The organism is Rhodococcus tibetensis, assembly GCF_024438035.1.
GTDB lineage: Bacteria > Actinomycetota > Actinomycetes > Mycobacteriales > Mycobacteriaceae > Rhodococcus_F > Rhodococcus_F tibetensis.
This window is the reverse complement of the sequence record NZ_JANFQF010000002.1, coordinates 1-23,049: the sequence shown is the minus strand read 5'-3', so window position 1 is coordinate 23,049 and position 23,049 is coordinate 1. Positions and strand designations below refer to the sequence as shown.

The window sequence follows — 23,049 nt, the reverse complement described above, 5'->3', positions numbered from 1 at the left end:
GTCGGTGCGCTGAGTCAATTCAGTCCGAGATCACCGAGGCCGAGCAGCGACCGGTACTCCAGCCCTTCGGCCGCGATCACCTCGTCGGCTCCGGTGGCGCGGTCGACGACGGTAGCCACCCCGACCACGATGGCACCCACGTCACGCAGTGCCTTCACCGCGGTCAGCGGGGAATTTCCGGTGGTGGTCGTGTCTTCGACAACGAGGACACGCTTGCCGACCACGTCCGGTCCCTCGATCTGGCGCTGCATCCCGTGCGCTTTCGCCGCTTTGCGGACGACGAAGGCATCGATCGGCCTGCCCGCCGCGTGCATGACGGCCATCGCCACCGGGTCGGCGCCCATCGTGAGTCCACCGACTGCGTCGAAGTCCCAGTCGGACACCAGTTCACGAAGCAATTTTCCGATCAGCGGGCCTGCCTCGTGGTGCAGCGTCGCACGGCGCAGGTCCACGTAGTAGTCGGCTTCCTTGCCCGAGGACAACGTCACCTTCCCGTGCACTACAGCCAGCTTCCGCACCAACGCGGCCAGATCCTCGCGATCACTCATGAGAGAAACCCTACCCACAACTACGTGCGGCCACGGCCCCGGCCGACCACGTTGGTGAGGCGACGGACAACGCTCTTCGGGACCAGCCGTCCCACCGAGGTGAGCACCTTGTACTGGACGCCCGGGATGCTGACGACCTTCCCCTTCTCGAGATCCGCCAGGGAGGCCGCCACCACTTGCTCGACGCTGAGCCACATGATCTTCGGGATGGAACTCATCTCGATTCCGGCGCGCTCGTGGAACTCGGTGCGGATGAATCCCGGGCACAACGCCTGGACGCGAACACCCGTCCCGGCCAGACCTCCCGACAACCCCTCGGAGAACGAGATGACATACGCCTTGCTCGCCGAGTAGGTGGACCCGCGGCCCGAGAGCAGTCCGGCCACGCTCGCCACGTTGATGATGGTGCCGTTGACCGACGCGATCATCGCCGGCAGCGCCGCGCGCGTGAGCTGCATGACGGCAGTGACATTGACGTCGAGCTGAGCCTGCAACATCCCGGGGTCGGCGGTCCAGAACTCGCCGGAGGTGCCGAAGCCTGCGTTGTTGACCAGTACGTCGACGCCCTGGTTCAGGCGGCCGACCACCACCGATCGACCCGCAGTCGTCGCCAGATCGGCCGGGAGGATCTCGCACTCCGTGTCGAACCTCGCCTTCGTCTCGGCGGCGAGCTCGCGCATCCGCGCCTCGTCACGGGCAACCAGCACCAGGTCGTAACCCAGCGAGGCGAACTTGCGGGCGAACCCGGCACCCAGCCCGGAGGTGGGGCCGGTGACCAGGGCGACCGGTCGCGAGGGGGCGTCGTCGGAACCGGACGGGAGGTCGGCGGAGCTGGAAGGCGTCGACATACCGGTGACGGTAGCAAGGCCCGGCATGCCTGTGCGCGGTTAACGAGTCCCTGAACCCGTCAACCACTCACGGGCGCGGGCGCCCTTCGCGCAGTCGCGGCCGGCCCGGATCGTGAGGCTGACGGTCGAGTTCGCGGGGTTCGATGACCGGCGGGAGGACGTGGAGGAGACCGGACAGCCGGGCCACCGTCTCGATCGCCGAATCCCATTCACGCCCAGTGCTGTTGGTGGGCAGCGAACCGAGCGTCCACTCCCCCTCACTCCACAGCATGTTCACGTGCGGCGGAACCGACTCGGTGAACGCCACCATCCGCTGATCGCAGACGCGGCGCGCGATCTCGAGGTCGGTGGCGAATACCACCCGCGGCCCGATGGCCCCCAGGAGCTCGAGGTCCGGATCCTTGGGCGGCGGCGTCGACTTGAGCCGAAGGTCGATGTCGACGTCGGAACCGACCTTCCGGTGCACCGCGACGATGGTCGCGGTCTCCTCCAGGTCGAACAGGATGAACGACTCACCCCGACGTTCGCCCCGCACGACGTCGAGCGCGCTGAGGTATTCCTGCTTGGCCATAGCAGCCCGATGGAATTTCGCCGGCAACCGTTCTTCGACGCTCTCGTAGGTGTAACCCTGTGCCTTCGCCCAGATCTGCCGCACACGGCCCGTCTGGTCGCGCCGCGAGCGGTCGAAATAGAGCAACGCGCACGCGCCTGCGAGTGCGATCAACGCCAGTACGAACCACATTCCCGTCATCGGTGATCAGCCTAGCGAGTCGACCGAGGAATCGGACCATGCGGTACCCGGACACCCCGTGTCGGATGCCTCCCGACGCACGGCGGTCAGTTGCCGCCGAGCCGGGGCAGCTCTGTGCTGATGATCGTCTCCGCCGTCATCGCGCCGTTCTCGATCTTGGTGCCCTGAACCATGACGGTGAATCCGGGCTTCAAGTCGGCGACGGTGGCTCCGTCCAAGGCGATCACGTTGGTCTGGGCGTTCGTCCGCACCGTCACCTGCGAACCGCCGACAGCGTCGAGGGTGAGCGTCATGCCGTCGTTGGCGCTGATAGTCCCGAACGCTGCACCCGCTTCGCCGATGGCCTCGCCGATCCCGCCGGGAAGCCGGTCGAGCGGTGACTCGGATGTCGTGGACGGGGGCGCGCTGGTTCTCGGTGGTGCGGTGGTGGCCGGTGGGCGTGACGTGGTCGGTCCCGCCGCCGTCGTCGACGAGGAGTTGTTCGGCGCCGTCGTGAAGAGAGCGACACCGAAACCGATGACACCGATCAGCAACAACGCGGCAGCGGCAGCGGCAATCCATGTGGCGATGCGGCGCGGCTTCTTGTCGTCGGGTTCCTCGACCGGCGCCCGAGGCGGGTACTGCGGGTTGGGGTACTGCCCGGTGGGATACCCGCCGTAGTACTGCTGCGAGTCGTACGGCGGATACGCCTGCGTGGCGTTCGGGGGCGGTGCCCCCGAGTCGAATCTGGGGTCGTACGGCGGGAGCGCCTGCGTGGGGTTCGGCTGGTTCTGTCCGTAGGCCGCGGTCGGGTCGGACGTGTAGAACTGCTGCGTGCGCTGCTCGGCGGGGCCCAGGTACTCCGTGCGCTGCTCGTCTCGCGACCACGCCTCGGTGCCGTCGGGTCCCGATGTCGCCGAGTCGTCATACGCGCGTTCCTGAGGAGTACGCGGATCGTCGGAGTTCGTCATGGTCGGGGCCCCTCCCTCGGGGTGTGGTTGCCGGTCTGCGGCCCGTTCGGGGGTTCAGGGTAGTGCTGCAACTTAAGACGGCCCTGTGAAAGCGCCAGGTGAGTGGCGAGGTACGCCTCGGGGCGTACCTCGCCGCTCGCGGAAGGGCTTAGCCGAGGACCAGAGAATCACCGTTCTCGGAGACCTTCACCGGAACGGTGTCACCGTCCTTGACTTCACCGGCGAGGAGTTTCTTCGCCAGTTGGTCGCCGATGGCCTGCTGGATGAGGCGCCGCAGCGGCCGGGCCCCGTACATGGGGTCGTAACCGCGCACCGCCAGCCAGAACCTGGCCGAGTCGGACACGTCCAGGGACAACCGCCGCGCCTCGAGGCGGTGGGACAGCTGGTCGAGCTGGATGTCGACGATCGCTTCGAGTTGTTCCTCGGACAGGGCGTCGAAGATCACGACGTCGTCGAGACGGTTGATGAACTCCGGCTTGAACGCGTGCCGTACCGCGTCCATCACCTGATCCTTGGTTCCGCCCGACCCCAGGTTGGAGGTGAGGATCAGGATGGTGTTGCGGAAGTCGACAGTGCGACCCTGCCCGTCGGTGAGCCGGCCGTCGTCGAGCACCTGGAGCAGGATGTCGAAGACGTCGGGGTGCGCCTTCTCCACCTCATCGAACAACACCACGGAGTACGGACGTCGCCGCACGGCCTCGGTGAGCTGGCCGCCGGACTCATACCCCACGTATCCGGGCGGGGCGCCGACGAGGCGGGCCACCGAGTGCTTCTCGCTGTACTCGGACATGTCGATCCGCACCATGGCCCGCTCGTCGTCGAACAGGAAGTCGGCGAGCGACTTCGCGAGCTCGGTCTTACCGACACCGGTGGGGCCGAGGAACAGGAACGAACCGGTGGGCCGGTTGGGGTCGGCCACTCCGGCCCGGGACCGTCGGACGGCGTCGGACACCGCTTGGACGGCCTCCGCCTGCCCGACCACACGCTTGCCCAATTCGGATTCCATGCGCAGCAGCTTGGCGGTTTCGCCTTCCATCATGCGGCCGGCGGGGATGCCGGTCCACGCTGCGACCACGTCGGCCACGTCGTCGGGACCGACCTCTTCCTTGAGCATGACGTCGCCGTCGCTGGCGGCACCGGATTCGCGAGCCGCCTGCTCGAGTTCCTTTTCCAGCTGCGGGATCTTGCCGTACCGCAGTTCTGCCGCGCGGCCGAGGTCGCCGTCGCGTTCGGCCCGTTCCTCTTCGCCGCGCAGCGTCTCGAGCTGTTCCTTGACCTCGCGGACGGAGTCGATGGCCTGCTTCTCGTTCTTCCACCGCGTGGTGAGTTGGTTGAGCTTCTCCTGCTCGTCCGCCAATTCCTGACGCAGCTTCTCGAGCCGTTCCTTCGACGCCTCGTCGGATTCCTTCTGCAGCGCCATCTCCTCGATCTCGAGGCGACGGACGATGCGTTCGACGGTGTCGATCTCCTCGGGGCGCGAGTCGATCTCCATCCGCAGCCGGGACGCCGCCTCGTCGACGAGGTCGATGGCCTTGTCCGGGAGGAAGCGGGACGTGATGTAGCGGTCGCTGAGGGTTGCGGCGGCGACCAGCGCGGAGTCGGTGATGCGCACACCGTGGTGCACTTCGTACCGCTCCTTGAGTCCGCGCAGGATACCGACGGTGTCCTCGACGGACGGTTCGCCGACGAGGACCTGCTGGAACCGACGTTCGAGGGCAGCGTCCTTCTCGATGTGCTTGCGGTACTCGTCGAGCGTGGTGGCGCCCACGAGGCGCAGTTCGCCGCGGGCCAGCATCGGCTTGATCATGTTCCCGGCGTCCATCGCGGATTCACCGGTGGCACCGGCGCCGACGATGGTGTGCAACTCGTCGATGAACGTGATGACCTGGCCTGCCGAGTTCTTGATGTCGTCGAGAACGGCCTTGAGCCGTTCCTCGAACTCGCCGCGGTACTTGGCGCCCGCGACCATCGAACCGAGATCGAGGGAGATGACGGATTTGCCGCGCAGCGATTCGGGGACGTCGCCCGCGATGATGCGCTGGGCCAGCCCTTCGACGATGGCGGTCTTACCGACACCGGGCTCACCGATCAGCACCGGGTTGTTCTTGGTCCGGCGGCTGAGTACCTGCACGACGCGGCGGATCTCGTTGTCGCGGCCGATCACGGGGTCGAGCTTGCCGTTCCGGGCCAAGGCGGTGAGGTCGGTGGAGTACTTCTCCAGCGCTTGATACGTCCCCTCGGGGTCGGGGCTGGTGACGCGAGCGCTGCCCCGGACGGTGGTGAATGCGTCACGCAGGGCGTCCGGCGTAGCGCCGTGCCGTCCTAGGAGATTCGACACGTCAGAGTCACCGGACGCCAGCCCCACCATCAGATGTTCTGTGGACACGTACTCGTCGTCGAGTTCGGTGGCGAGATGCTGCGCTCCGGTGAGGGCGGCAAGGGCTTCGCGTCCGAGCTGCGGCGTGGTCGTGGCACCGGACGTCTTGGGCAGCCGGTCGACCAATGTCTGCGCTTCGCGATGGACCGCGGCGGGATCGACACCGACCGCTTTGAGCAGCGGTGCGGCAATGCCGTCGGTCTGATCGAGCAGGGCCACGAGTAGATGGGCGGGCCTGATATCGGGGTTACCGGCCGACGACGCCGACTGGAGCGCAGCGGTCATCGCGGCCTGGGTCTTGGTGGTCGGATTGAACGAGTCCACTGGTCACCTCTTCTGGCGAAGTAGAGCGGTCCGTCGCCGGAACCGGGAGGGACCTGGCGACGCTGTCACTCTTCACAACGCACGAAAGGTTGAGTCTGTTCCGCTCAACTTTGGATTTTTTTCTCTACTCCATCATCGTTCCCCGGACATGCCATGGCGAGAGCGCTCAGGCACCGATCGCGGCCGCCATCATCGGCCACGAGGTGTAGAGGTCTTCTTTCCAGTATTCCCAGGAGTGAGTGCCCGCCGGACGGAGGTCGACCGCGACGGGGATGCCGAGGGTGTTCAGTTTCTCGGCCAACCGAACGGTGCAGTCGTTGGTGACGGCCTCGATCACCCCGCCGACCACCACCTGCGTGGCGAGCGTGCCCCGGTCGCCGCCGACAGTCCGCGACTCCAACGTGTCGTGTTTCCCGGGGAGGCCCGTGCCGTTGGAGAGATAGAGGGTGGTGCCGCGGAGCCGTTCGGCGTTGACGAACGGATCGTTGGCGATCCACAGCGGGTCGTTGGCCGGCCCCCACATGTTCTCGGGATTTCCCCCGAAATCCGCGACGGTGATTTCCACGAATCTGCGGGCTACCGGATCGCTCGTCATAGCGCATCCGCTGTAGGCGCCGACGCTTCGGTACAGACCCGGCCGCGCGATCGCGAGATTGAGCACGCTCGTGGCCGACATCGACAGCCCTGCGATCGCATTGATGCCGCTGGCACCGAGGGCGGAATCGACAATGGGCGGCAATTCCTCGGTGAGAAACGTCTGCCACTTGTTCCTGCCCAGCTTCGGGTCGTCCCGCTTCCAGTCGGCGTAGTAGCTGGATTGGCCACCGAACGGAATGACTACGTTGACGTCCTTGTCCGCGAAGAACTGCCCGACGTCCGCCCTGGGTTCCCACCCGTTCTTCTCGGAGTTGCCCTCCACGCCCCCCAGTAGGTAGACGGTGGGGCGCTTCGCCGTCGCGGCACGAACCACGCGGACGGTGATGTCCTTGTCCATCGCGGCCGAATGAACGATGAAGTCGAGCTGCGCATCTCCTGCCGACCTGACCTCGACCAGTCGCGATCCGTCCGGGGCGCGGTCGGCCGTGATCGCCTCCGTCACTCCCCGCGGCTCCGCTGCTGCTGTCGGCAGTCCTGTCAGGGCCGACAGCGCCACGACCAGTAGTCCGGCGGCTACCGTCGACGTGCGCCGCCAGCCATCGCGCCGTCGCCTTGCACCGCGCAAAAATGTTGCATCGTCAGCCCGCATGGCCCCCCCTGAGTCACTCCCCACCGATACCGGACCATATCGTGCCCTGCGAGTCGCGACCACCCGCACGTGACCCACCGAATCTTCCTCGAATCCGCCGGGAGTGACGATTGCCGTAACCCGGAGTCCACTGCACCGACAGCTAGAATGCAGGTGTTCGTATCGGCACTCACGACACAGGGGACGGCTTGACACGAGATTGCCTCGATCCGCTCGTGATTTCGCGTCTGCGCGCAAGCTTTTCGTCGATCGTTTCCACCGAGCAGGGGCGCACTCGTCTCGCTACCACGTTCTATTCGGCCCTCTTCGCCGAGCACCCCGAGTTCCGGTCACTTTTTCCGGCGGCGCTCGATCAGCAGAAGCATCGACTGTTCCAGGCACTCGAATTCGTCATCGACAATCTCGAGGACCAGGACCGCATGCTCGGATTCCTCGCCCAGCTCGGGCGCGATCACCGCAAGTACAGCGTGGAGGGCCGGCACTATTCGGCCTCGGCGAAGGCCTTGCTCGTCGCCGTCCAGGACTCGTTCACCCGGGCCATCTGGACCCCGTCCCTCACCACCGCCTGGTCGGAACTGATCGAGCTGGTGCTCCACACGATGGCCGCCGCCGCCGACAACGACGACCTCCCTGCTGTGTGGGGGGCGACCGTCGTCGGCCACGAACGCCTCCTCGACGATCTGGCGGTGGTCCGGCTCGAGGCCGACTCCCCGATCCCCTACGCGGCCGGCCAGTACCTCAGCGTCCAGATCCCGCAACGCCCTCGCCTGTGGCGCTATCTGTCCGCGGCCATCCCTACCAACCCGTACGGGCAGATCGAGTTCCACGTGCGGCGGGTGTCGGGCGGCTGGGTCAGTCCGGCCATCGTGAACGAGACCCAGGTGGGCGACCGATGGCTGCTGAGCTCGCCGCTCGGCGGGCTCGAGGTCGATCGCACCAGCGGCCGGGACGTTCTCATGATCGGTTCGGGCACCGGAATCGCCCCCCTGCGCGCCCAGGTGATGGAAATGGCGATGCGGGCCCAGAATCCGCGCGTTCACCTGTTCGTGGGCGGCAAGTACCCGTGCGACCTCTACGACATCGAGACGCTCTGGCAGCTGTCGCTCAGCAACCCGTGGCTCACCGTGGTGCCCGTCTCCGAAGAGGACGAGAACCCGTGGTGGCATGCCGTGCCCGTCCCTGACGAGCCGCCCGGCCTTCATCGACGACTCCAGGGGCGGCTCGGTCAGGTGGTCGCCCGGTTCGGGTCGTGGGCCGACCGACAGATCCAGATTTCCGGTTCCCCAGCGATGATCAAGACCACCGTGTATGCGTTGCAGGGCGGCGGTACACCACCGGAACTGATCCAGCACGATCCGCTCGTCTAGCCACCCGTCCGCCCACTGATCGGCCAGCCACCCGCCCACCGAAGTCCGGTTCCATCGTCGGGAGAGCAACACACACATGCAAGCCACGCAGACCACCTGGACCAGCACCGTCGTGGAACATCACCGCCTACGGCAGGATCTTGCGGTAATTCGGCTCGTGGGCGAGTACGTCCCATTCCGGCCGGGACAGTACGTCGATGTCAGCGTGCCCCAGAACCCGCGGTTGCTGCGCAGACTGTCGCCGGCGCTTCCCCCGTCATTGGATGGCAAGCTCGAGTTCCATGTCCGGACCGTGCCCGGCGGCTGGGTGAGCAAGGACATCGTGTCGGGCACCGAGCCCGGTGACCGATGGCAGATCCTGGAGCCTCGCGGCACGATGTCGGTCGACGAAGACGGGCCGGACGTGATCATGATCGCCGGAGGTACCGGGCTGGCCCCGTTCCGGGCGATCTTGCTGGACCTCGCGCGGAAGCCGAATCCGCCGCGTGTTTTCCTGTTCGTCGGCGACCGGACGCCGCGGGACCTCTATGCGTCCGACCTGCTCTACCTGCTGTTGCAGGACCTTCCGTGGCTCACGGTGGTCCCGGTGGTGGAGAGCGTCGAGAATCCCGACTGGGTCGACGAGTGGCACGAGCGGACCAGGGTGGACATCGGCTTTTCGGACGAGGACCTCATCGAGGGCACCCTGCCCGACGTCGTGACGTCCTACGGGGCCTTCACCGAACACCAGGTGCTGGTATGCGGGTCGGCAGCGATGGTACGCGCCACCCTCGACCGCCTGCGGGACACGGGAACGCCGGCCGAGAACATTCAGTACGACCCGTACTGATCGGGCCGGATCAGTAGGCCGGATCGTGCCGGATGTTCTCCGGCGGAGTTCCCGCCGCCTGCAGCCGGAACTTGGTGGTGTTGATCATCGCCTCGGATCCGACCAACTGGATGTCGCGCTCGGACCACGTGCCGAAGTCGGCGACGACCTGACCGACCTTGCCGGTCAGCCTGCGGTGCATGCCGGGCAGGGTCGCGCTGCTGGGACCGGTGTACCACCAGGGATCCTCGTCTTCCTCGGTGACGGGGACGACGGTGAGCCACGGGTTCTGTTCGGCGAGAGCCCACAGGGTGCCGAGGTCGTACAGGTCGCAGGGATAGCGGCCCGCGAAGAACAGGTGTACCCGGAGCTCCTGACGGCGCCGGGCCATGTCGAGGATCTGGGCGCGCAGTGGGGCGATGCCGGTACCCGAACCGATCATCAGGACGTCGCGGCCGTTGTCGAATCGCACTCCGAGGTCGCCGAGCGGTGATCCGACCACCCACCGCTCACCCACCATGGTCTGGGTGACGATGGCCGGACTCACCCAGCCACCCGACACCCGGCGTACGTGAAATTCGATGATGCCCTCGTCGTTGGGCGGATTCGCCGGTGAGAGATAACGCCACATCCTGGGTCGTGAGGGCACCTGCACGCTCACGTATTGACCGGGGTTGTAGTTCATCGGCTCGTCCAGTCGGAGCCGGACCACCGAGATGTCCTTGCGAACCGGAAGATGCTCGATGACAGTGGCGCCCCAGGCCGGAGGCCCGGACTCGGCGTTGGCGGCATCCATCATGGTGGCGGCGATGACGGAGAGAACGTCACGCCACGCCTGCTCGAGTTCCTCGGTCCACGGCTCGGTGGACGGGAACTGTTCCACTGCAGCGATCAGGGAATTGCCCACTGCGACGTAGTGCGCGTCCTCCACACCGTACTTGCGGTGATCGCGGCCGAGCTGCGCCAGGTAGGTGAGGATGGGTCCCGACTGCTCGAGGCGGTCGATGACGTACTGGACAGCGGAGATCAGCCGGTCGCGCTGCACATCCATGGCTGCCGGGAAGAAGTCACGCGCCTCCGGATACCGTGCGAACAGCAGGGCATAGAACGACCGCGACAGCGCCTGCGGCCCGTCCGGAACTGCTGCAATTGCCTTGAAACTAGACCGGACCAGGGATATTGCCTGTGAATCCACCGCGCATCCTCGTCACCGACTGAAACGCGGCCACGCCGCGAAGTACTTGGGCAGACTATAGGTGCGGCGGCACTGCCGCTGACAAGGTCCCCTCGGTATCTGCCCAGGTCCCGCTAACCGACCGACCGGTTCGATGCCTCCCAGTAGCGCGCCCGAAGCGCCTTCTTGTCAAGTTTGCCGAGAGCAGTCACCGGAAGCGTCTCGACGAAGTCGACCGACTTGGGCGCATGGACCGACCCCTTCGCCGCCCGCACCCTCTCGACGAGCTCTGCTGCGTCCGCACTGTGCCCCGCGCGGAGAACGACGCAGGCCTTGACTGCTTCACCCCACTTCTCGTCCGGAACACCGACGACGGCGACCGAGCCGACGGCGGGATGCGCGGAAATCACGTCTTCGATCTCCCGGGGAAATACGTTGAAGCCACCGGTGACGATCATGTCCTTCTTGCGGTCGACGATCGTCATGAAGCCGTCTTTGTCCTTGCGCGCGATGTCGCCGGTGTGGAGCCATCCCCCGCGGAACGCTTCGGCGGTCTCTTCGGGCTTCTTCCAATACCCCTTCATGACGAGCGGACCGCGAACGCAGATTTCGCCGAGGTCGCCTTGCGGGACCTCGTTCAGGTCGTCGTCGAGCAGCGCCACCTTCAGCCACGGCACCGGACGCCCACAGGTGGCAAGCCTGCTCGGGTCGTTCGCCAGATGCTCCTCTTTGCGCAGAACCGCGATGGTCATGCCGCATTCGGTCTGACCGTAGAACTGGAAGAAGATCGGCCCGAACTTCTCGATCCCTTCCTTCAGTCGTGCCGGCGACATCGCCGAGGCTCCGTAGAACAGTGTTTCCAGACTCGACACATCGCGCCGGGCGAGATCGGGATGATCCATCAGGAGGTAGATCATCGTCGGCACGAGCATGGTGGCCGAGATCCGGTGCTTCTCGATCGCCTCGAGCACGGCACCAGGCTCGAATGCGGGCAGCACGATCAGCGCGCCACCTCGCAGCAGGGTGGGAATGAAGAAGGCGGCGCCGGCATGCGACAGCGGAGTGCAGATGAGGAAGCGCGGCTCTTCCGGCCACTGCCACTCCGCCATCTGAATCTGATTGAGTGTGGCGCCGGATTGATAGGAACCGACCACTCCTTTGGGCTTGCCCGTCGTGCCGCCGGTGTAGACCATGCTGCTGTTGTCGTCGGCGTCCACCTTCGCCGCGCGCAGGCGTTGCGGAGTGAAGGTGGCAGCAAGCGCGAGGATGTCGATGCCGACCTCGGACGGTCCCAACGACAACACGTTCTTGATCGACGAGCACTGCTCCTTCAACTGCGCCGCGCGATCCTCGAAGGCGTTCGGGTCGAAGATCAAAGTTTCGATCTCGGCGTCGCCCACGATGTACAGATGGTCGTCGAGCGAACCCATCGGATTGAGGGCACTTGCCCGGCATCCGGAGATCATGGTGGCACCCATGCTGATGAGAACCTCGGGCCGGTTCTTGGACAGCATCGCAGTGCTGGCGCCCTTGCCGATTCCGAGCGAAGCAAGTGCCTGCGCAAAGCAACTGATCTGATCGCGCATCTCGCCGCCGGTGAGCACGACGTCGCCGATGTACAACGCCGGCTTGTCGGTGTTGCGTTCCAGCGCTGTGATGAGGAGATCTGCCGCGAAGGCAGGGCGATGCAGTTCTGCGAGCTCGTCGGTCATCTGTCGTCCCTTTCGTTCCCGCGACGCCGAGGCGCATGGTTCGGCGACCTGGTTTTCGTTGCCCTCCGGTCCTCGATACCATAACCGGAAATCGCTAAAACTGAAACCTGTTCCACCTATTCGTGGAGCGTGCTCGAGCCAACACTCCCCCGTCTTCCCGAGAGCCTGCGCCGCCGATTCCGTTAACGTGATGACATGGGTTCGAACGAGACAATCGCAGAACGTATCGCCGAGCAGGCCGGAAGCGCACAGGTATCCGTCGCGACCGCCGAATCGCTGACCGGCGGCCAGATTTCCTGCGTCCTCGGAGCCGCGCCGTCGTCGTCGGACTGGTACCGGGGCAGCATCGTCGCCTACTCCAGCGAAGTGAAGCATCAGGTGCTGAAGGTGCCGGAGGGTCCGGTCGTGAGCGAGGCCAGCGCCCGCGCCATGGTGGCGGCGGTCGCGGAGATACTCGGCGCCGATGTCGCCGTCGCCGTGACGGGCGCCGGTGGACCGGACCCGCAGGACGGGCAGCCGCCGGGCACAGTGTGGTTCGGCATCATCGCGCGCGGCGAGGTGAGCGCGGAGTTACAGAAATTCGACGGCGACCCGCAGGAGGTGGTCGAAGCAACCACCGGGCACGCCCTGTCTCTCCTCGCGAAGACCCTGGACGCACTGTCCCAGTAAGGATCCTCGGCGCACGCGCCGATTGAGTTCAGCCTCCCCGGGTACCCATGGTCGAAAGGGCACCACCACCACGTGAGGAGGATCCCGTGCCGAAGACCACCCAGAGCGGAAAGCCGAAGAAGAGCGAGCTTCCGTCGACGCTGCAGAAGGCGCCGGCCAAGGCCCAACGCACGTTCACCAAGGCCTACGACTCGGCGATGGACGAGTACCACGACGAAGAGCGCGCCCATCGCGTCGCCTACGCGGCACTGAAGCACAGCTTCGAGAAGGTGGGTGACCACTGGGAGGCGAAGGACGAGAAGGGGCCCTCGGACAAACGGGCCGAGAGCGGCGGCCCCGACGCGTCGGGGAAGACCGCCGAAGGCGTCGACGCCAACGCCGGCAAGGACCACCTGATGGACATCGCGCGCAGACTCGATGTTCCCGGCCGATCGACGATGAAGAAGGACGAACTGGTCGAGGCAATCAAGAAGGCGAATCGGAGAGCCCGATGAAGGCTGTGACCTGGCAGGGTAAGCGGAAGGTCAGCGTCGATACGGTCCCGGATCCGGTGATCGAACAGCCTACCGACGCCATCATCGAAGTCACGACCACGAACATCTGCGGTTCCGACCTCCACCTGTACGAGGTCCTCGGTGCATTCATGAAGCCGGGCGACATTCTCGGTCACGAGCCGATGGGCATCGTCCGCGAGGTGGGGTCCGCAGTGACCGATGTCCAGGTCGGCGACCGCGTCGTCATCCCATTCCAAATCTCTTGCGGTGCTTGTTACATGTGCGAGCAGAAGTTGTACACCCAGTGTGAGGTCACACAGATTCGCGAGCACGGATCAGGCGCGGCCCTGTTCGGATATTCCAAGCTGTACGGCAGCGTCCCGGGCGGCCAGGCCCAGTACCTCCGGGTACCGCACGTAGCGAACACGCATGTCAAAGTTCCCGAGGGGCCCCCGGATTCGCGTTTCGTGTACCTGTCCGATGTGTTACCCACCGCCTGGCAGGCAGTGGAATACGCGAGCGTACCCGACGGTGGTTCCGTGGTGGTTCTAGGCCTCGGCCCCATCGGGGACATGGCGGCACGCATCGCGGCGCACAAGGGTTTTCGGGTCATCGGGGTCGATCTCGTCCCCGAGCGGCTCGCGCGTGCGAAGGCGCGGCAGATCGAGACGGTGGACCTGTCCGGCGCCAAGAACGACCTGGGTGACGTTATCCGCGAGATGACCGGTGGGCGCGGGCCCGACTCCGTCATCGACGCGGTGGGCATGGAAGCACACGGGTCACCGGGTGCGAAGCTCCTCCATCAGGTCACGTCCTTCCTGCCGGACGTCATTGCGGGACCGCTGATGACGACGGCCGGCGTGGACCGATTACACGCCCTGTATTCCGCCATCGACATCGTCCGCCGGGGCGGCACCATCTCGTTGAGCGGCGTGTACGGCGGAATGGCGGATCCGATGCCGATGCTCCGCTTGTTCGACAAGCAGATTCAGCTCCGGATGGGGCAGGCGAACGTGCTGCGGTGGGTCCCGGACATCCTTCCGTTGCTTACCGACGACGACCCGTTGGGCGTCGACACCTTCGCCACCCACGAGCTTCCGCTGGACCAGGCGCCCCACGCGTACGAGATCTTCCAGAAGAAACAGGACGGCGCAGTGAAGATCCTGCTGCGGCCGTAGTTCGTCCAGGCTCGATGCGTGGCGTGCCTTCGAGTGCTCGGCCACCTGGTACCCGAAGACGGGTCGTTTCATCGACAGATCAGAAGGGAAAGCGCACACCATGACTTCTCTCTGGCTCGACCGTGCCGAACCGTTCACGCCTTCCGTCGACGCCGAGCAGTCCTGGAACGAGCGCGGCAAATACGACACGGTGGTGGTCGGTGGGGGTTTGACCGGCCTTGTCACGGGGTTGCTGCTCGCCCGTTCCGGCCAGCGGACAGCGGTCGTGGAAGCCCGCACTCTCGGCGCCGTCACCACCGGGAACACCACGGGCAAGGTCAGTGTGATGCAAGGCAAACGGCTTGCCGAGATCGCGCGCCGGCACGCCACCCACACCCTCCGGTCCTACGTCGAAGGCAATCTCGAGGGGCAGCAATGGTTGATCCGTTACTGCCGCGAACGCGACATTCCCGTCGGCATCACATCGGACTTCACCTACGCGCAGACGTCTTCGGGCTCCGAATCCGTTCAGGCACAGTATGCAGCGTGCCGTGTCGCCGGGTTGCCCGCGCGCCTGGTCACCGACCTCGACATCCCGGTGCCGAATGTCGGTGCGGTCACCCTGGACGATCAGGCATACATCGATCCGATGCCCGTGCTGCAGGCACTGGCGCGAGACGTCCTCTCGCACGGCGGCGACGTCTTCGAACATCGGCGAGTGACGGGCACACGCTCGGTGACGAAGTCCCACATCCTGACCACCGACCACGGCGACATTCGAGCCGATCGCGTCGTTCTGGCAACTGGCATACCGATTCTCGACCGTGGCGGGTTCTTCGCACGGCTCTCGCCGGAGCGATCGTATGCCGCGGCGTTCGACATCCCCGGCGGCGCACCCGACGCGATGTACCTGAGCGCCGATCAGCCCACGCGCTCGCTACGCCCTGCCGCCGACGGGACGAAGCTGCTCGTCGGTGGTAACGGCCACGAAGTCGGGCGCACCGACTCCGCCCAGGAAGCCGTCGACGACCTGATCAGTTGGACGTCTTGGCACTTCCCCGGCACCACCCTCACCCACCGCTGGTCGGCCCAGGACTACTCGTCACTCGACATGCTCCCGTATGTCGGCCCCCTCGTACCCGGACAGGAGAGCATTCTCGTCGCGACCGGATATGCCAAGTGGGGCATGACCAACGCCGTCTCCGCCGCCCTCGTCCTGTCCGCACGCATCCTCGGCGGGCACATCCGCTGGGCCGACGCATTCCAGAGTTGGTCGCCCCACCAGGTGTTCGACGTGACAGCCGCCGCGAAACTCAACGGCTCCGTCGCCGTGCATCTGGCCACCGGATGGGGCGGCGCACTCCTCGGTCGCCGCACCGCTGACAAGCCCGCACCGTCCACCCGCGTGGTCCGGGAAGGACTGGTCCCGGTCGGTGAGCACACCGAGGACGGCCACACCGAGCGGGTCTGCGTCGTGTGTCCCCACCTCGGCGGGATCCTGAAGTGGAACGACGCCGAAGAAACGTGGGACTGTCCACTCCACGGTTCCCGATTCGCCTCCGACGGCACCGTTCTCGAGGGGCCGTCGACCCGGAACTTGCGTCGTCCGTGACAGAGAACCGCACGAAAGGAGCAATTATGACCTCGGCAGAAGCACTACGCGGCCGCAAAGTCGCCATTCTCGCGACCGACGGCGTCGAAGAAGTCGAACTCGTCGAGCCTCGCAAGGCAGTCGAGGACGCCGGCGCGCAGGTGCGCCTGATCTCGCTGTCCCCCGGCCGAATCCAGGCAATGAAGTCGGACGTCAACGAGGCCGGCACTTACGAGGTCGACGCCGTCGTCGGTGATGTGTCCGTGGACGACTTCGACGCGCTGATCCTCCCCGGCGGCACCACCAACCCCGACCACCTGCGGCAGGACGAGTCGGCCGTCGGCTTCGTCCGCGACTTCGTGAACTCCGGCAAGCCCGTGGGAGTCATCTGCCACGGCCCCTGGACTCTGGTGGAAGCCGACGTCGTCCGCGGCCGGACCCTCACGTCGTATCCGAGCGTGCGGACGGATATTCGTAATGCGGGCGGCAACGTCGTCGACGAAGAGGTTGTGGTCGACAACGGACTGGTGTCGAGCCGCAACCCCGACGACCTCCCCGCCTTCTGTTCGAAGATCGTCGAGGAGTTCGCCGAGGGTCGCCACAACCGGTGACCGCACCAACGGCTACTGCGTCAGTTCACCTGCAGTCAGTCCATGGGGGAGTGGGGACGGGTCGCGTCGGTTGCCGGCGTGGCCCCCATCCGTGCCGTCAGCACACCCAGTCCGATCATGCCCACACCGAGCACGAAGTGCAGCCAGTTGTCGGCCGTGTTGACCGGCACGAAGTTGGCGGAACTTTCCTGATCGATCAGGAGCCCGTAGATCCACAGCACGAGATAGATCACGCCACCACCGATGAGGAACAGGCGCGCGGTGTTGGCTGCCCGGGACAAGGCGATACCGGCCACGCCGAACAGCAAGTGAACGATGTTGTGCAGGATCGAGACCTGGAAGATTCCCAGCAGCTTCGCTTCGGAGTGGTGGCCGGCACCGCTGAGGGCGTCGTAGTCGGTGGTGATCCCCGGAATGAACCCGAGAATCCCGACGAGCAAGAACACCGCACCCACGGCGAGGGCAGCTAGCTGCACCGGCGACCGGGTGACCGACGTATCACGTGTACTCATGGCACTCCTTTTCTCGGACGAAATCGGATGCCCACCGTTTACCCAGCGTGCCGCAGTACCAACCGATCGCGAGGTCAGCCCTCGTCGGGAACGGTGACCACAACCCGTGTCCCGGCTCCGGGAACCGAGGTCAGGTCGAACGTGCCACCAAGGCTTTCGACCCGCACGATGTGCGATGCCAGCCCGATGTGCCCCTGTGCCACCCGCTCCGGTAAAACAGCGGGGTCGAAGCCGTCCCCGTCGTCCTCGACGGTCATGACCAGCCGTCCGCGCTCACGGGTGAGCCGCAGGTCCACAGTCGTAGCGTGAGCGTGTTTGCCCACGTTCGCCAGAAGTTCACTGGCCACCCGGTAGAGCAGTTCCTGAGCGGCCGGTTGTCCGACCTCGTCGAGTGCCGTCCGCAATTCGAGATCACTGCGGCGTGCCTGCCCGTCGGCCAGTTCGCGCAACGCCGCGGTGAGTCCGAGTTGGGCGAGCACCTGCGGATGCAGCGTCGTCACCGTGGACCGCAGTTGGGTGGCGGTTTCTCGTAGCGCGGACTCGGCGGCGGTGAGCCTGTCGTCCGAGACTCTTTCCAAGGCCTCCTCGACGTCCAACCGGGCGGCGAGGACGTTCTGCAGCGGCCCGTCGTGCAGGTTCTCGGCCAACTGCCTCCGTTCACGTTGTTCGGCATCCATCGATTCGGCGATCAACTGCTTACGGACGTCGAGCAGCGAGATGACGGTGGCCGAGCGCCGGACGAGGACGTAGGACAAAGCGGTGGTCGCGGCCGCGAGCCACAGCAGGAACCCGAAATACAGGTACACCTCGTCCGGAAACCCGACGGCGTCGTCCCTCTTCGAGTACACGATCCAGACAGCCTGATAGCCGACGGCCGTACACAGTCCGACTATCGCCGTCAGGCGTGGCCGGTACTGGAACGCCACCGAGATCGGCAACAGGAAGAACACCGGCAGCAATACCGACGTCGCACCGCCCGAGGCGATACACAATGCCAGCACCGCCGTGACATCGACCGCGGTGGACGCCCACCCCGCCCACGGGCCTACCTCCCGCGCGAGCACGACGACGAGCCAGGCCAGCGCGATAGCTGCGTAGACGATCAGCAGCGCCGTGAAAACGTCCGGCTGCCAATGTGATACGTGAATCACCGGGCCGAGCAATGCCATGAGGCCGATGAGCGGCAACCGGAGAAGGGCAGTGACCCGGACCGCTTCGGTGGTATAGCGCCGGACTACGCGCCGCTGCGAGGGAGCCGACACGTCACTCCAACAGCCCGCGTCGCATCGCCTCGGCGACGGCCGCGGCACGGTCGCTCACCCCGAGCTTGTCGTAGAGACGCTGAACATGGGTCTTCACCGTCGACGGCGCCAGATACAGCTCACCGGCGATCGTGGGAATGCTCTGTCCGCGCGCAATGAGCGCCAGCACTTCCTTCTCCCGGCCGCTCAGCACCGGCCCGACCGGTTCACTGCGACGACGCACCTCGCCGGCCAGCCCGACCGCGAGAGACGCGGGGAGGACGTCACGGCCCTGAGCGCAGTCCAGGACGGCTTGCACGATCTCCGCCCGGGTCGACTCCTTCGGGAGGAAACCCGCCGCCCCCTCCTGCAACGCGTGGTAAACGATCGCGGATTCGTCGTGCGCCGACAGCAGCAACACCCGCGTAGCGAGTTCGGCTCGTCGCACGGCCGCCGCCACCTGGGAACCGTCCAGCTCCGGCATCCGATAGTCGAGCAGCGCGACGTCGGGGGCGAGTTCGCGGATCAAGGCGAGCGCCGCCGCACCGTCGTCCGCCTCGCCGACCACCTCGATGTCGCCGCTCGCGACGAGGGCACGGACGACACCGTCCCGAAAGATCGGATGGTCGTCGCCCACCACGACACGCACGGCGCTCAAGGCGTGGTCCGATGCGATGCGACTCCGGCGAAGTCCATTGCTCACTTTCTCACGTGAGCCGGCCCGCGCGGAGCACTTCGCGGCGCCAGTGTCCCCCGATCGGTGGACACCGGATTCATCCCGCCTGCGGTCCTGTCGGTGGACAGACGACGGCGCACATTCGCGACATAGTTGATGCACACCGGAAAACGGGACGCCGGAAACCGAAAGCCCACGGCCCCATACATTCCGCCCAAGAGTCAGAACCCCGAAGTTCCAGAACCCAGGAGAAGCCAACATGCGCACCACCGCCCGCCGCCGCGTCGCACTCTTCATCGCATTACCCGCCACCGCAGTGGCGGTCACCGGATTCGCCATCGCAGCCGCCGGGGTTGCCACTGCCGGAACGATGCCGACGTCGGGACCCACGATCGCGATGACGATCAGCAACGACACCGACCTGCCGATGGTCCTCGCGGGATCGTCGAATCCCTACGGCCAGTGGATTCAGGCACCGTCGGACTACCTCGCCCCGCACAGCAGCCAGATCGTGAAGGCATTCTCGAACGACCCGAACGGCGTCGAGGTGGACGCCACCTACTCGCTCCCCGGTGGCGCTCAGGCCGTGTTCCGCGCCGACAACTACAGCAACACGACCGACGTGGACGGAACTCGCGTGGACGCCAACTTCGGCCACGCCTACGGCATCAGCAGCTGGATCGACTCGGGCTACCCGAACATGAACGCCGGCTACCACCTGTACGGACACCCCTGACGACCCTGCCGACCGCCGATCCCGACCGACCACCGAACATTCGACGAAAGCCAGAGACCATGATCATGCACGTCACCGAAACCCCCACCCCCACCGTCTCCCGGACGATGTGGACCACCGCGGAGATCAAGGCACGTCTCGAGGAGATGGACATTCCGCGCTCACGCACTCGCCGCGGGCCCCGCTGGGGCAACCGCGACCGATGAGCCGGGGCCGGCGTCAGCGCTTGTGCCGCGGCTTCCACACCACGAGGGCGTTGCTGCGCGGGATGGGAACGAGGTCGCGCCGGAAACCGGCGTGCACCCGCGCGAGTTCCTCGGCGAGTTCACGCACCCGGTGCTGCAGCGCTTCCACCTGGTTGGTGAGCTCGATGATGCGCTTGATCCCAGCAAGGTTGACGCCCTCGTCCTGGGAGAGTCGTTGCACCTCACGGAGCAGCGCGACATCGCGCGGGGAGTAGCGTCGGCCGCCGCCCTGGGTGCGGTGCGGGGTGACGAGGCCCAGACGGTCGTAATTGCGCAACGTCTGGGCGTGCATGCCCGCAAGCTCCGCCGCCACCGAGATCACGAAGATCTGGGCGTCGGGGTCAACAGACGATTCGCGTGGATCCTGGGTTGTATCGGTCATCACGCACCTGCCCACCCGGCCCTGGGATCGAATCCACTGGCCTTTTCGGCTTCCAGATAGGTTTTCAATGCGTCGACAGCGGGGTCGTCCAGCTTCTGCGGTACCGCAATCTTGACGGTGACCAGCAAGTCTCCCGCACCGCCTGCACGCTTGGGGACGCCCCTGCCGCGGACGCGGAGGATACGTCCGTCAGCTGTTCCCGCCGGAATCTTCACTCCCACACGCCCCTCCAGGGTGGGGACGGAGACGGTCGTACCGAGCACGAGTTCACCGTAGCTGACCGGCACGACGACTGTGAGGTCGTCACCGTTGCGGCCGAACACCTTGTCGGGACGCACACGCACGGTGACGAACAGGTCACCCGACGGTGCACCGCGCAGGCCCGCCTCCCCTTGCCCGGCGAGACGAATCTTCTGACCGTCGCTGACGCCGGCCGGTACACGGACCGTGATAGTGCGGGTACGGTTGGTGACGCCGTTGCCGTGGCACACCTCGCACGGAGAATCGATGATGGAGCCGGTACCGCGGCAGTCGTCGCACGGTTCGCTGAAACCGAACGCGCCCTGATTGCGGCTGACGATCCCGGTTCCGTTGCAGTGGGGGCATACCCGCGGGCTGGTTCCCGGCTTGGCGCCGCTGCCGTGGCACGTGGTGCACGGCGACGGGCTGGTGAGGCGCAGCGGAACCGTGACACCGAGACTGGCTTCCCGGAAATCGAGCGTAGTCTCGGTTTCCACGTCGCTTCCGCGACGCGGACGACTGGATGTGCGGGTGGCGCCGCCGCCACCGCGGTTGAACAGGCCTCCGAAGAGGTCGCCTAGTCCGCCGTCGGCCGCTGCGCCGCCGCCGAACAGGTCGTTGATGTCGAATCCGCCCTGGCTGAAGCCGCCGCCGGCGCCGGGGCTGAATCCACCCCGACCGAAACCGCCGCTGGCGAACAGGCGCCGGGCTTCGTCGTATTCCTTGCGTTTCGCGGGATCCGACAGCACGGCGTGCGCCTCACTGACGGACTTGAACCGCTCCTCCGCCTTGGTGTCGCCGGGGTTCGCATCAGGATGCAGGTCACGGGCGAGCTTGCGATACGCCTTCTTGATCTCGTCCGCGGACGCGTCGGACGAGACGCCCAGCTCCTTGTAGAAGTCCTTCTCGATCCACTCCCGTTGGCTCACTGGGCGTCTCCTCCTCTCGCTCTTACTCTTGTTCCGACTCGGCGGGCTTCGCAGCCTCGTCGGAGGTGTTCGCGCCGCCGTCTTCGATGCGATCGATCACAGCTACCATCGCATGCCGCAGGACGCGGTCACCGAATTTGTAGCCCTTTCGCATCACAGTGCCCAGCACGGGGTCGTGACCGTCTCCCTCGTGCTGCACTGCCTCGTGCAGCGCCGGATCGAACGGATCGCCCTCGGCACCGAACTCGCTCAGGCCGAGCGAGGTGAGTGTGCCGGTGAGCTTGTCAGCCACACCCTTCAGCGGCCCCGAGTCGAGGTCACCGTGGCTGCGTGCCCGATCGAGGTCGTCGAGCACACCGATCAGTTCACCGACCACCGACGCCTTGGCTGTCTCGATGTCGGCCTGCTTGTCACGCTGGACGCGGCGACGGTAATTCGCGTACTCGGCCTGCAGTCGCTGTAGGTCGGCAGTGCGTTCCGCCAGCTCGTCCTTCTCGGGTGCAGCTTGCTCCTGCACTTCCCCTTCATCCACCGAGCCGGGCTGCGGAGCGGCGGCGGCGCCCGCGAGGGACTCCGTCACCGGTTCCGCTTCCCGCACCTGACCGGTCTCGGGGTCGATCTTCCGCTTGTCCACGAAAGTGACCGGCTCCTGCTCGGTGTTGTCGGACGTCACTTCTTCTCCGCGTCGGACGGCTCGTCCACGACCTCGGCGTCGACCACGTCATCGGAGCCGTTGGCCCCGGCACCGTCGGTGTTCGCCGCCTCCTCGGCAGCGCTCGCCTCGTAGATCGCCTGCCCCAGAGCCTGCGACTCGGTGGCCAGCTTCTCCACCGCGGACTTGACCGCTGCGATGTCGGTTCCGGCCAGAGCGTCGTTGGCTTCCTTGATGGCAGCCTCGACCTTCTCCTTGACGTCCCCGGCCACCTTGTCCTCGTTGTCCTTGATGAACTTCTCGGTCTGGTGCACCAGCGATTCGGCCTGGTTGCGAACCTCGGCCTCCTCGCGACGGGCCTTGTCTTCCTCGGCGTGCGCCTCGGCGTCCTTGACCATGCGGTCGATCTCTTCCTTGGACAGACCGGAGCCGTCCTGGATCTTGATCGTGTTCTCCTTGCCGGTGCCCTTGTCCTTCGCGGTCACGTGCACGATGCCGTTGGCATCGATGTCGAAGGTGACCTCGATCTGCGGGACGCCACGCGGGGCGGGCGGCAGTTCGGTGAGTTCGAAGGAACCGAGGAGCTTGTTGTGCGAGGCGATCTCGCGCTCCCCCTGGAACACCTGGATCTGCACCGACGGCTGATTGTCATCGGCCGTGGTGAAGGTCTCGCTGCGCTTGGTCGGGATGGTGGTGTTGCGCTCGATGAGCTTGGTCATCACCCCACCCTTGGTCTCGATACCGAGGGACAACGGCGTGACGTCGAGGAGCAGAACGTCCTTGACCTCACCCTTGAGGACACCGGCCTG

General features: G+C 66.0%; 24 protein-coding genes. 9 read left to right on the top strand and 15 right to left on the bottom strand.

All coding sequences use genetic code 11. The annotated features are described in order from the left end of the window. Window positions 1–14 precede the first annotated feature (14 nt). The 6 genes from pyrE to NOF53_RS02785 all read right to left on the bottom strand — a co-directional run bounded on the left by pyrE (window position 15) and on the right by NOF53_RS02785 (window position 7,044). Complete coding sequence (gene pyrE, locus NOF53_RS02810; RefSeq protein WP_255965459.1) at window positions 15–548, bottom strand: orotate phosphoribosyltransferase; 534 nt, start codon at window positions 546–548, stop codon at window positions 15–17. Between the two features lie 20 nt (window positions 549–568). Then, window positions 569–1,396 carry an SDR family NAD(P)-dependent oxidoreductase gene (locus NOF53_RS02805; protein WP_255965458.1) on the bottom strand — a complete coding sequence of 276 codons (828 nt, stop codon included), beginning with the start codon at window positions 1,394–1,396 and terminating at the stop codon, window positions 569–571. 67 nt (window positions 1,397–1,463) lie between these two features. Then, window positions 1,464–2,138, bottom strand: coding sequence for a TtfA family protein (locus NOF53_RS02800; protein ID WP_255965793.1), 675 nt, complete (start codon window positions 2,136–2,138; stop codon window positions 1,464–1,466). 95 nt (window positions 2,139–2,233) lie between these two features. Continuing rightward, complete coding sequence (locus NOF53_RS02795) at window positions 2,234–3,097, bottom strand: hypothetical protein (RefSeq protein ID WP_255965457.1); 864 nt, start codon at window positions 3,095–3,097, stop codon at window positions 2,234–2,236. Between the two features lie 148 nt (window positions 3,098–3,245). Further along, window positions 3,246–5,798, bottom strand: a complete 2,553-nt coding sequence (gene clpB, locus NOF53_RS02790; protein ID WP_255965456.1) for an ATP-dependent chaperone ClpB — start codon at window positions 5,796–5,798, stop codon at window positions 3,246–3,248. 166 nt (window positions 5,799–5,964) lie between these two features. Next, complete coding sequence (locus NOF53_RS02785; protein WP_255965455.1) at window positions 5,965–7,044, bottom strand: alpha/beta hydrolase; 1,080 nt, start codon at window positions 7,042–7,044, stop codon at window positions 5,965–5,967. Window positions 7,045–7,259: 215 nt separating this feature from the next. On the opposite strand from NOF53_RS02785, the gene NOF53_RS02780 reads away from it, so the two are divergent. Both NOF53_RS02780 and NOF53_RS02775 read left to right on the top strand, forming a co-directional pair. Further along, window positions 7,260–8,411 (top strand): globin domain-containing protein, encoded by a 1,152-nt coding sequence (locus tag NOF53_RS02780; protein ID WP_255965792.1) that lies wholly within the window; start codon window positions 7,260–7,262, stop codon window positions 8,409–8,411. A gap of 76 nt (window positions 8,412–8,487) precedes the next feature. Beyond that, window positions 8,488–9,240, top strand: coding sequence for an FAD-binding oxidoreductase (locus tag NOF53_RS02775; RefSeq protein WP_255965454.1), 753 nt, complete (start codon window positions 8,488–8,490; stop codon window positions 9,238–9,240). 10 nt (window positions 9,241–9,250) lie between these two features. On the opposite strand, the gene NOF53_RS02770 is transcribed toward NOF53_RS02775, so the two are convergent. Continuing rightward, window positions 9,251–10,414: an FAD-binding oxidoreductase gene (locus NOF53_RS02770; protein ID WP_255965453.1), complete on the bottom strand. Its 1,164-nt coding sequence runs from the start codon at window positions 10,412–10,414 to the stop codon at window positions 9,251–9,253. Between the two features lie 113 nt (window positions 10,415–10,527). Then, window positions 10,528–12,105: an AMP-binding protein gene (locus NOF53_RS02765; protein ID WP_255965452.1), complete on the bottom strand. Its 1,578-nt coding sequence runs from the start codon at window positions 12,103–12,105 to the stop codon at window positions 10,528–10,530. A 195-nt stretch (window positions 12,106–12,300) separates the two neighbouring features. Here NOF53_RS02765 and NOF53_RS02760 point away from each other — a divergent pair, with 195 nt between their 5' ends. From NOF53_RS02760 to NOF53_RS02740, 5 genes are all read left to right on the top strand, one after another. Next, complete coding sequence (locus NOF53_RS02760; RefSeq protein ID WP_255965451.1) at window positions 12,301–12,774, top strand: CinA family protein; 474 nt, start codon at window positions 12,301–12,303, stop codon at window positions 12,772–12,774. A gap of 86 nt (window positions 12,775–12,860) precedes the next feature. Then, on the top strand, window positions 12,861–13,268 hold the full coding sequence (locus NOF53_RS02755) for a ChaB family protein (RefSeq protein ID WP_255965450.1): 408 nt from the start codon (window positions 12,861–12,863) through the stop codon (window positions 13,266–13,268). After that, complete coding sequence (locus tag NOF53_RS02750) at window positions 13,265–14,446, top strand: zinc-dependent alcohol dehydrogenase (protein WP_255965449.1); 1,182 nt, start codon at window positions 13,265–13,267, stop codon at window positions 14,444–14,446. Before NOF53_RS02755 ends, NOF53_RS02750 begins: the two co-directional genes overlap by 4 nt. A 100-nt stretch (window positions 14,447–14,546) precedes the next feature. Continuing rightward, window positions 14,547–16,037, top strand: coding sequence for an FAD-dependent oxidoreductase (locus NOF53_RS02745; protein WP_255965448.1), 1,491 nt, complete (start codon window positions 14,547–14,549; stop codon window positions 16,035–16,037). Between the two features lie 26 nt (window positions 16,038–16,063). Next, a complete protein-coding gene (locus NOF53_RS02740; RefSeq protein ID WP_255965447.1) occupies window positions 16,064–16,627 on the top strand; it encodes a type 1 glutamine amidotransferase domain-containing protein in 564 nt (187 codons plus the stop codon). A gap of 35 nt (window positions 16,628–16,662) precedes the next feature. Here NOF53_RS02740 and NOF53_RS02735 read toward each other — a convergent pair whose 3' ends face one another. From NOF53_RS02735 to NOF53_RS02725, 3 genes are all read right to left on the bottom strand, one after another. Further along, a complete protein-coding gene (locus NOF53_RS02735; protein ID WP_255965446.1) occupies window positions 16,663–17,139 on the bottom strand; it encodes a DUF4383 domain-containing protein in 477 nt (158 codons plus the stop codon). Window positions 17,140–17,213: 74 nt separating this feature from the next. Beyond that, complete coding sequence (locus NOF53_RS02730) at window positions 17,214–18,401, bottom strand: sensor histidine kinase (protein ID WP_255965445.1); 1,188 nt, start codon at window positions 18,399–18,401, stop codon at window positions 17,214–17,216. A gap of 1 nt (window position 18,402) precedes the next feature. Beyond that, window positions 18,403–19,038: a response regulator gene (locus NOF53_RS02725; protein ID WP_255965444.1), complete on the bottom strand. Its 636-nt coding sequence runs from the start codon at window positions 19,036–19,038 to the stop codon at window positions 18,403–18,405. 277 nt (window positions 19,039–19,315) lie between these two features. On the opposite strand from NOF53_RS02725, the gene NOF53_RS02720 reads away from it, so the two are divergent. Continuing rightward, on the top strand, window positions 19,316–19,792 hold the full coding sequence (locus NOF53_RS02720) for a hypothetical protein (RefSeq protein ID WP_255965443.1): 477 nt from the start codon (window positions 19,316–19,318) through the stop codon (window positions 19,790–19,792). A 65-nt stretch (window positions 19,793–19,857) separates the two neighbouring features. After that, the gene (locus NOF53_RS02715; RefSeq protein ID WP_255965442.1) at window positions 19,858–19,998 is read left to right on the top strand and encodes a hypothetical protein; all 141 of its coding nucleotides are present in this window, start codon (window positions 19,858–19,860) and stop codon (window positions 19,996–19,998) included. Window positions 19,999–20,011: 13 nt separating this feature from the next. Here the strand turns inward: NOF53_RS02715 and NOF53_RS02710 are convergent, their stop codons facing one another. The 4 genes from NOF53_RS02710 to NOF53_RS02695 all read right to left on the bottom strand — a co-directional run. Beyond that, window positions 20,012–20,419: a heat shock protein transcriptional repressor HspR gene (locus NOF53_RS02710; RefSeq protein WP_255965441.1), complete on the bottom strand. Its 408-nt coding sequence runs from the start codon at window positions 20,417–20,419 to the stop codon at window positions 20,012–20,014. Further along, window positions 20,419–21,588, bottom strand: a complete 1,170-nt coding sequence (gene dnaJ, locus NOF53_RS02705; RefSeq protein ID WP_255965440.1) for a molecular chaperone DnaJ — start codon at window positions 21,586–21,588, stop codon at window positions 20,419–20,421. Before dnaJ ends, NOF53_RS02710 begins: the two co-directional genes overlap by 1 nt. Before the next feature lie 22 nt (window positions 21,589–21,610). Then, window positions 21,611–22,261, bottom strand: a complete 651-nt coding sequence (gene grpE, locus NOF53_RS02700; protein WP_255965439.1) for a nucleotide exchange factor GrpE — start codon at window positions 22,259–22,261, stop codon at window positions 21,611–21,613. Beyond that, window positions 22,258–23,049, bottom strand: a 792-nt coding sequence (locus tag NOF53_RS02695) for an Hsp70 family protein (protein ID WP_255965438.1), incomplete at its 5' end; no start/stop codon positions are given. The genes NOF53_RS02695 and grpE, both read right to left, overlap by 4 nt.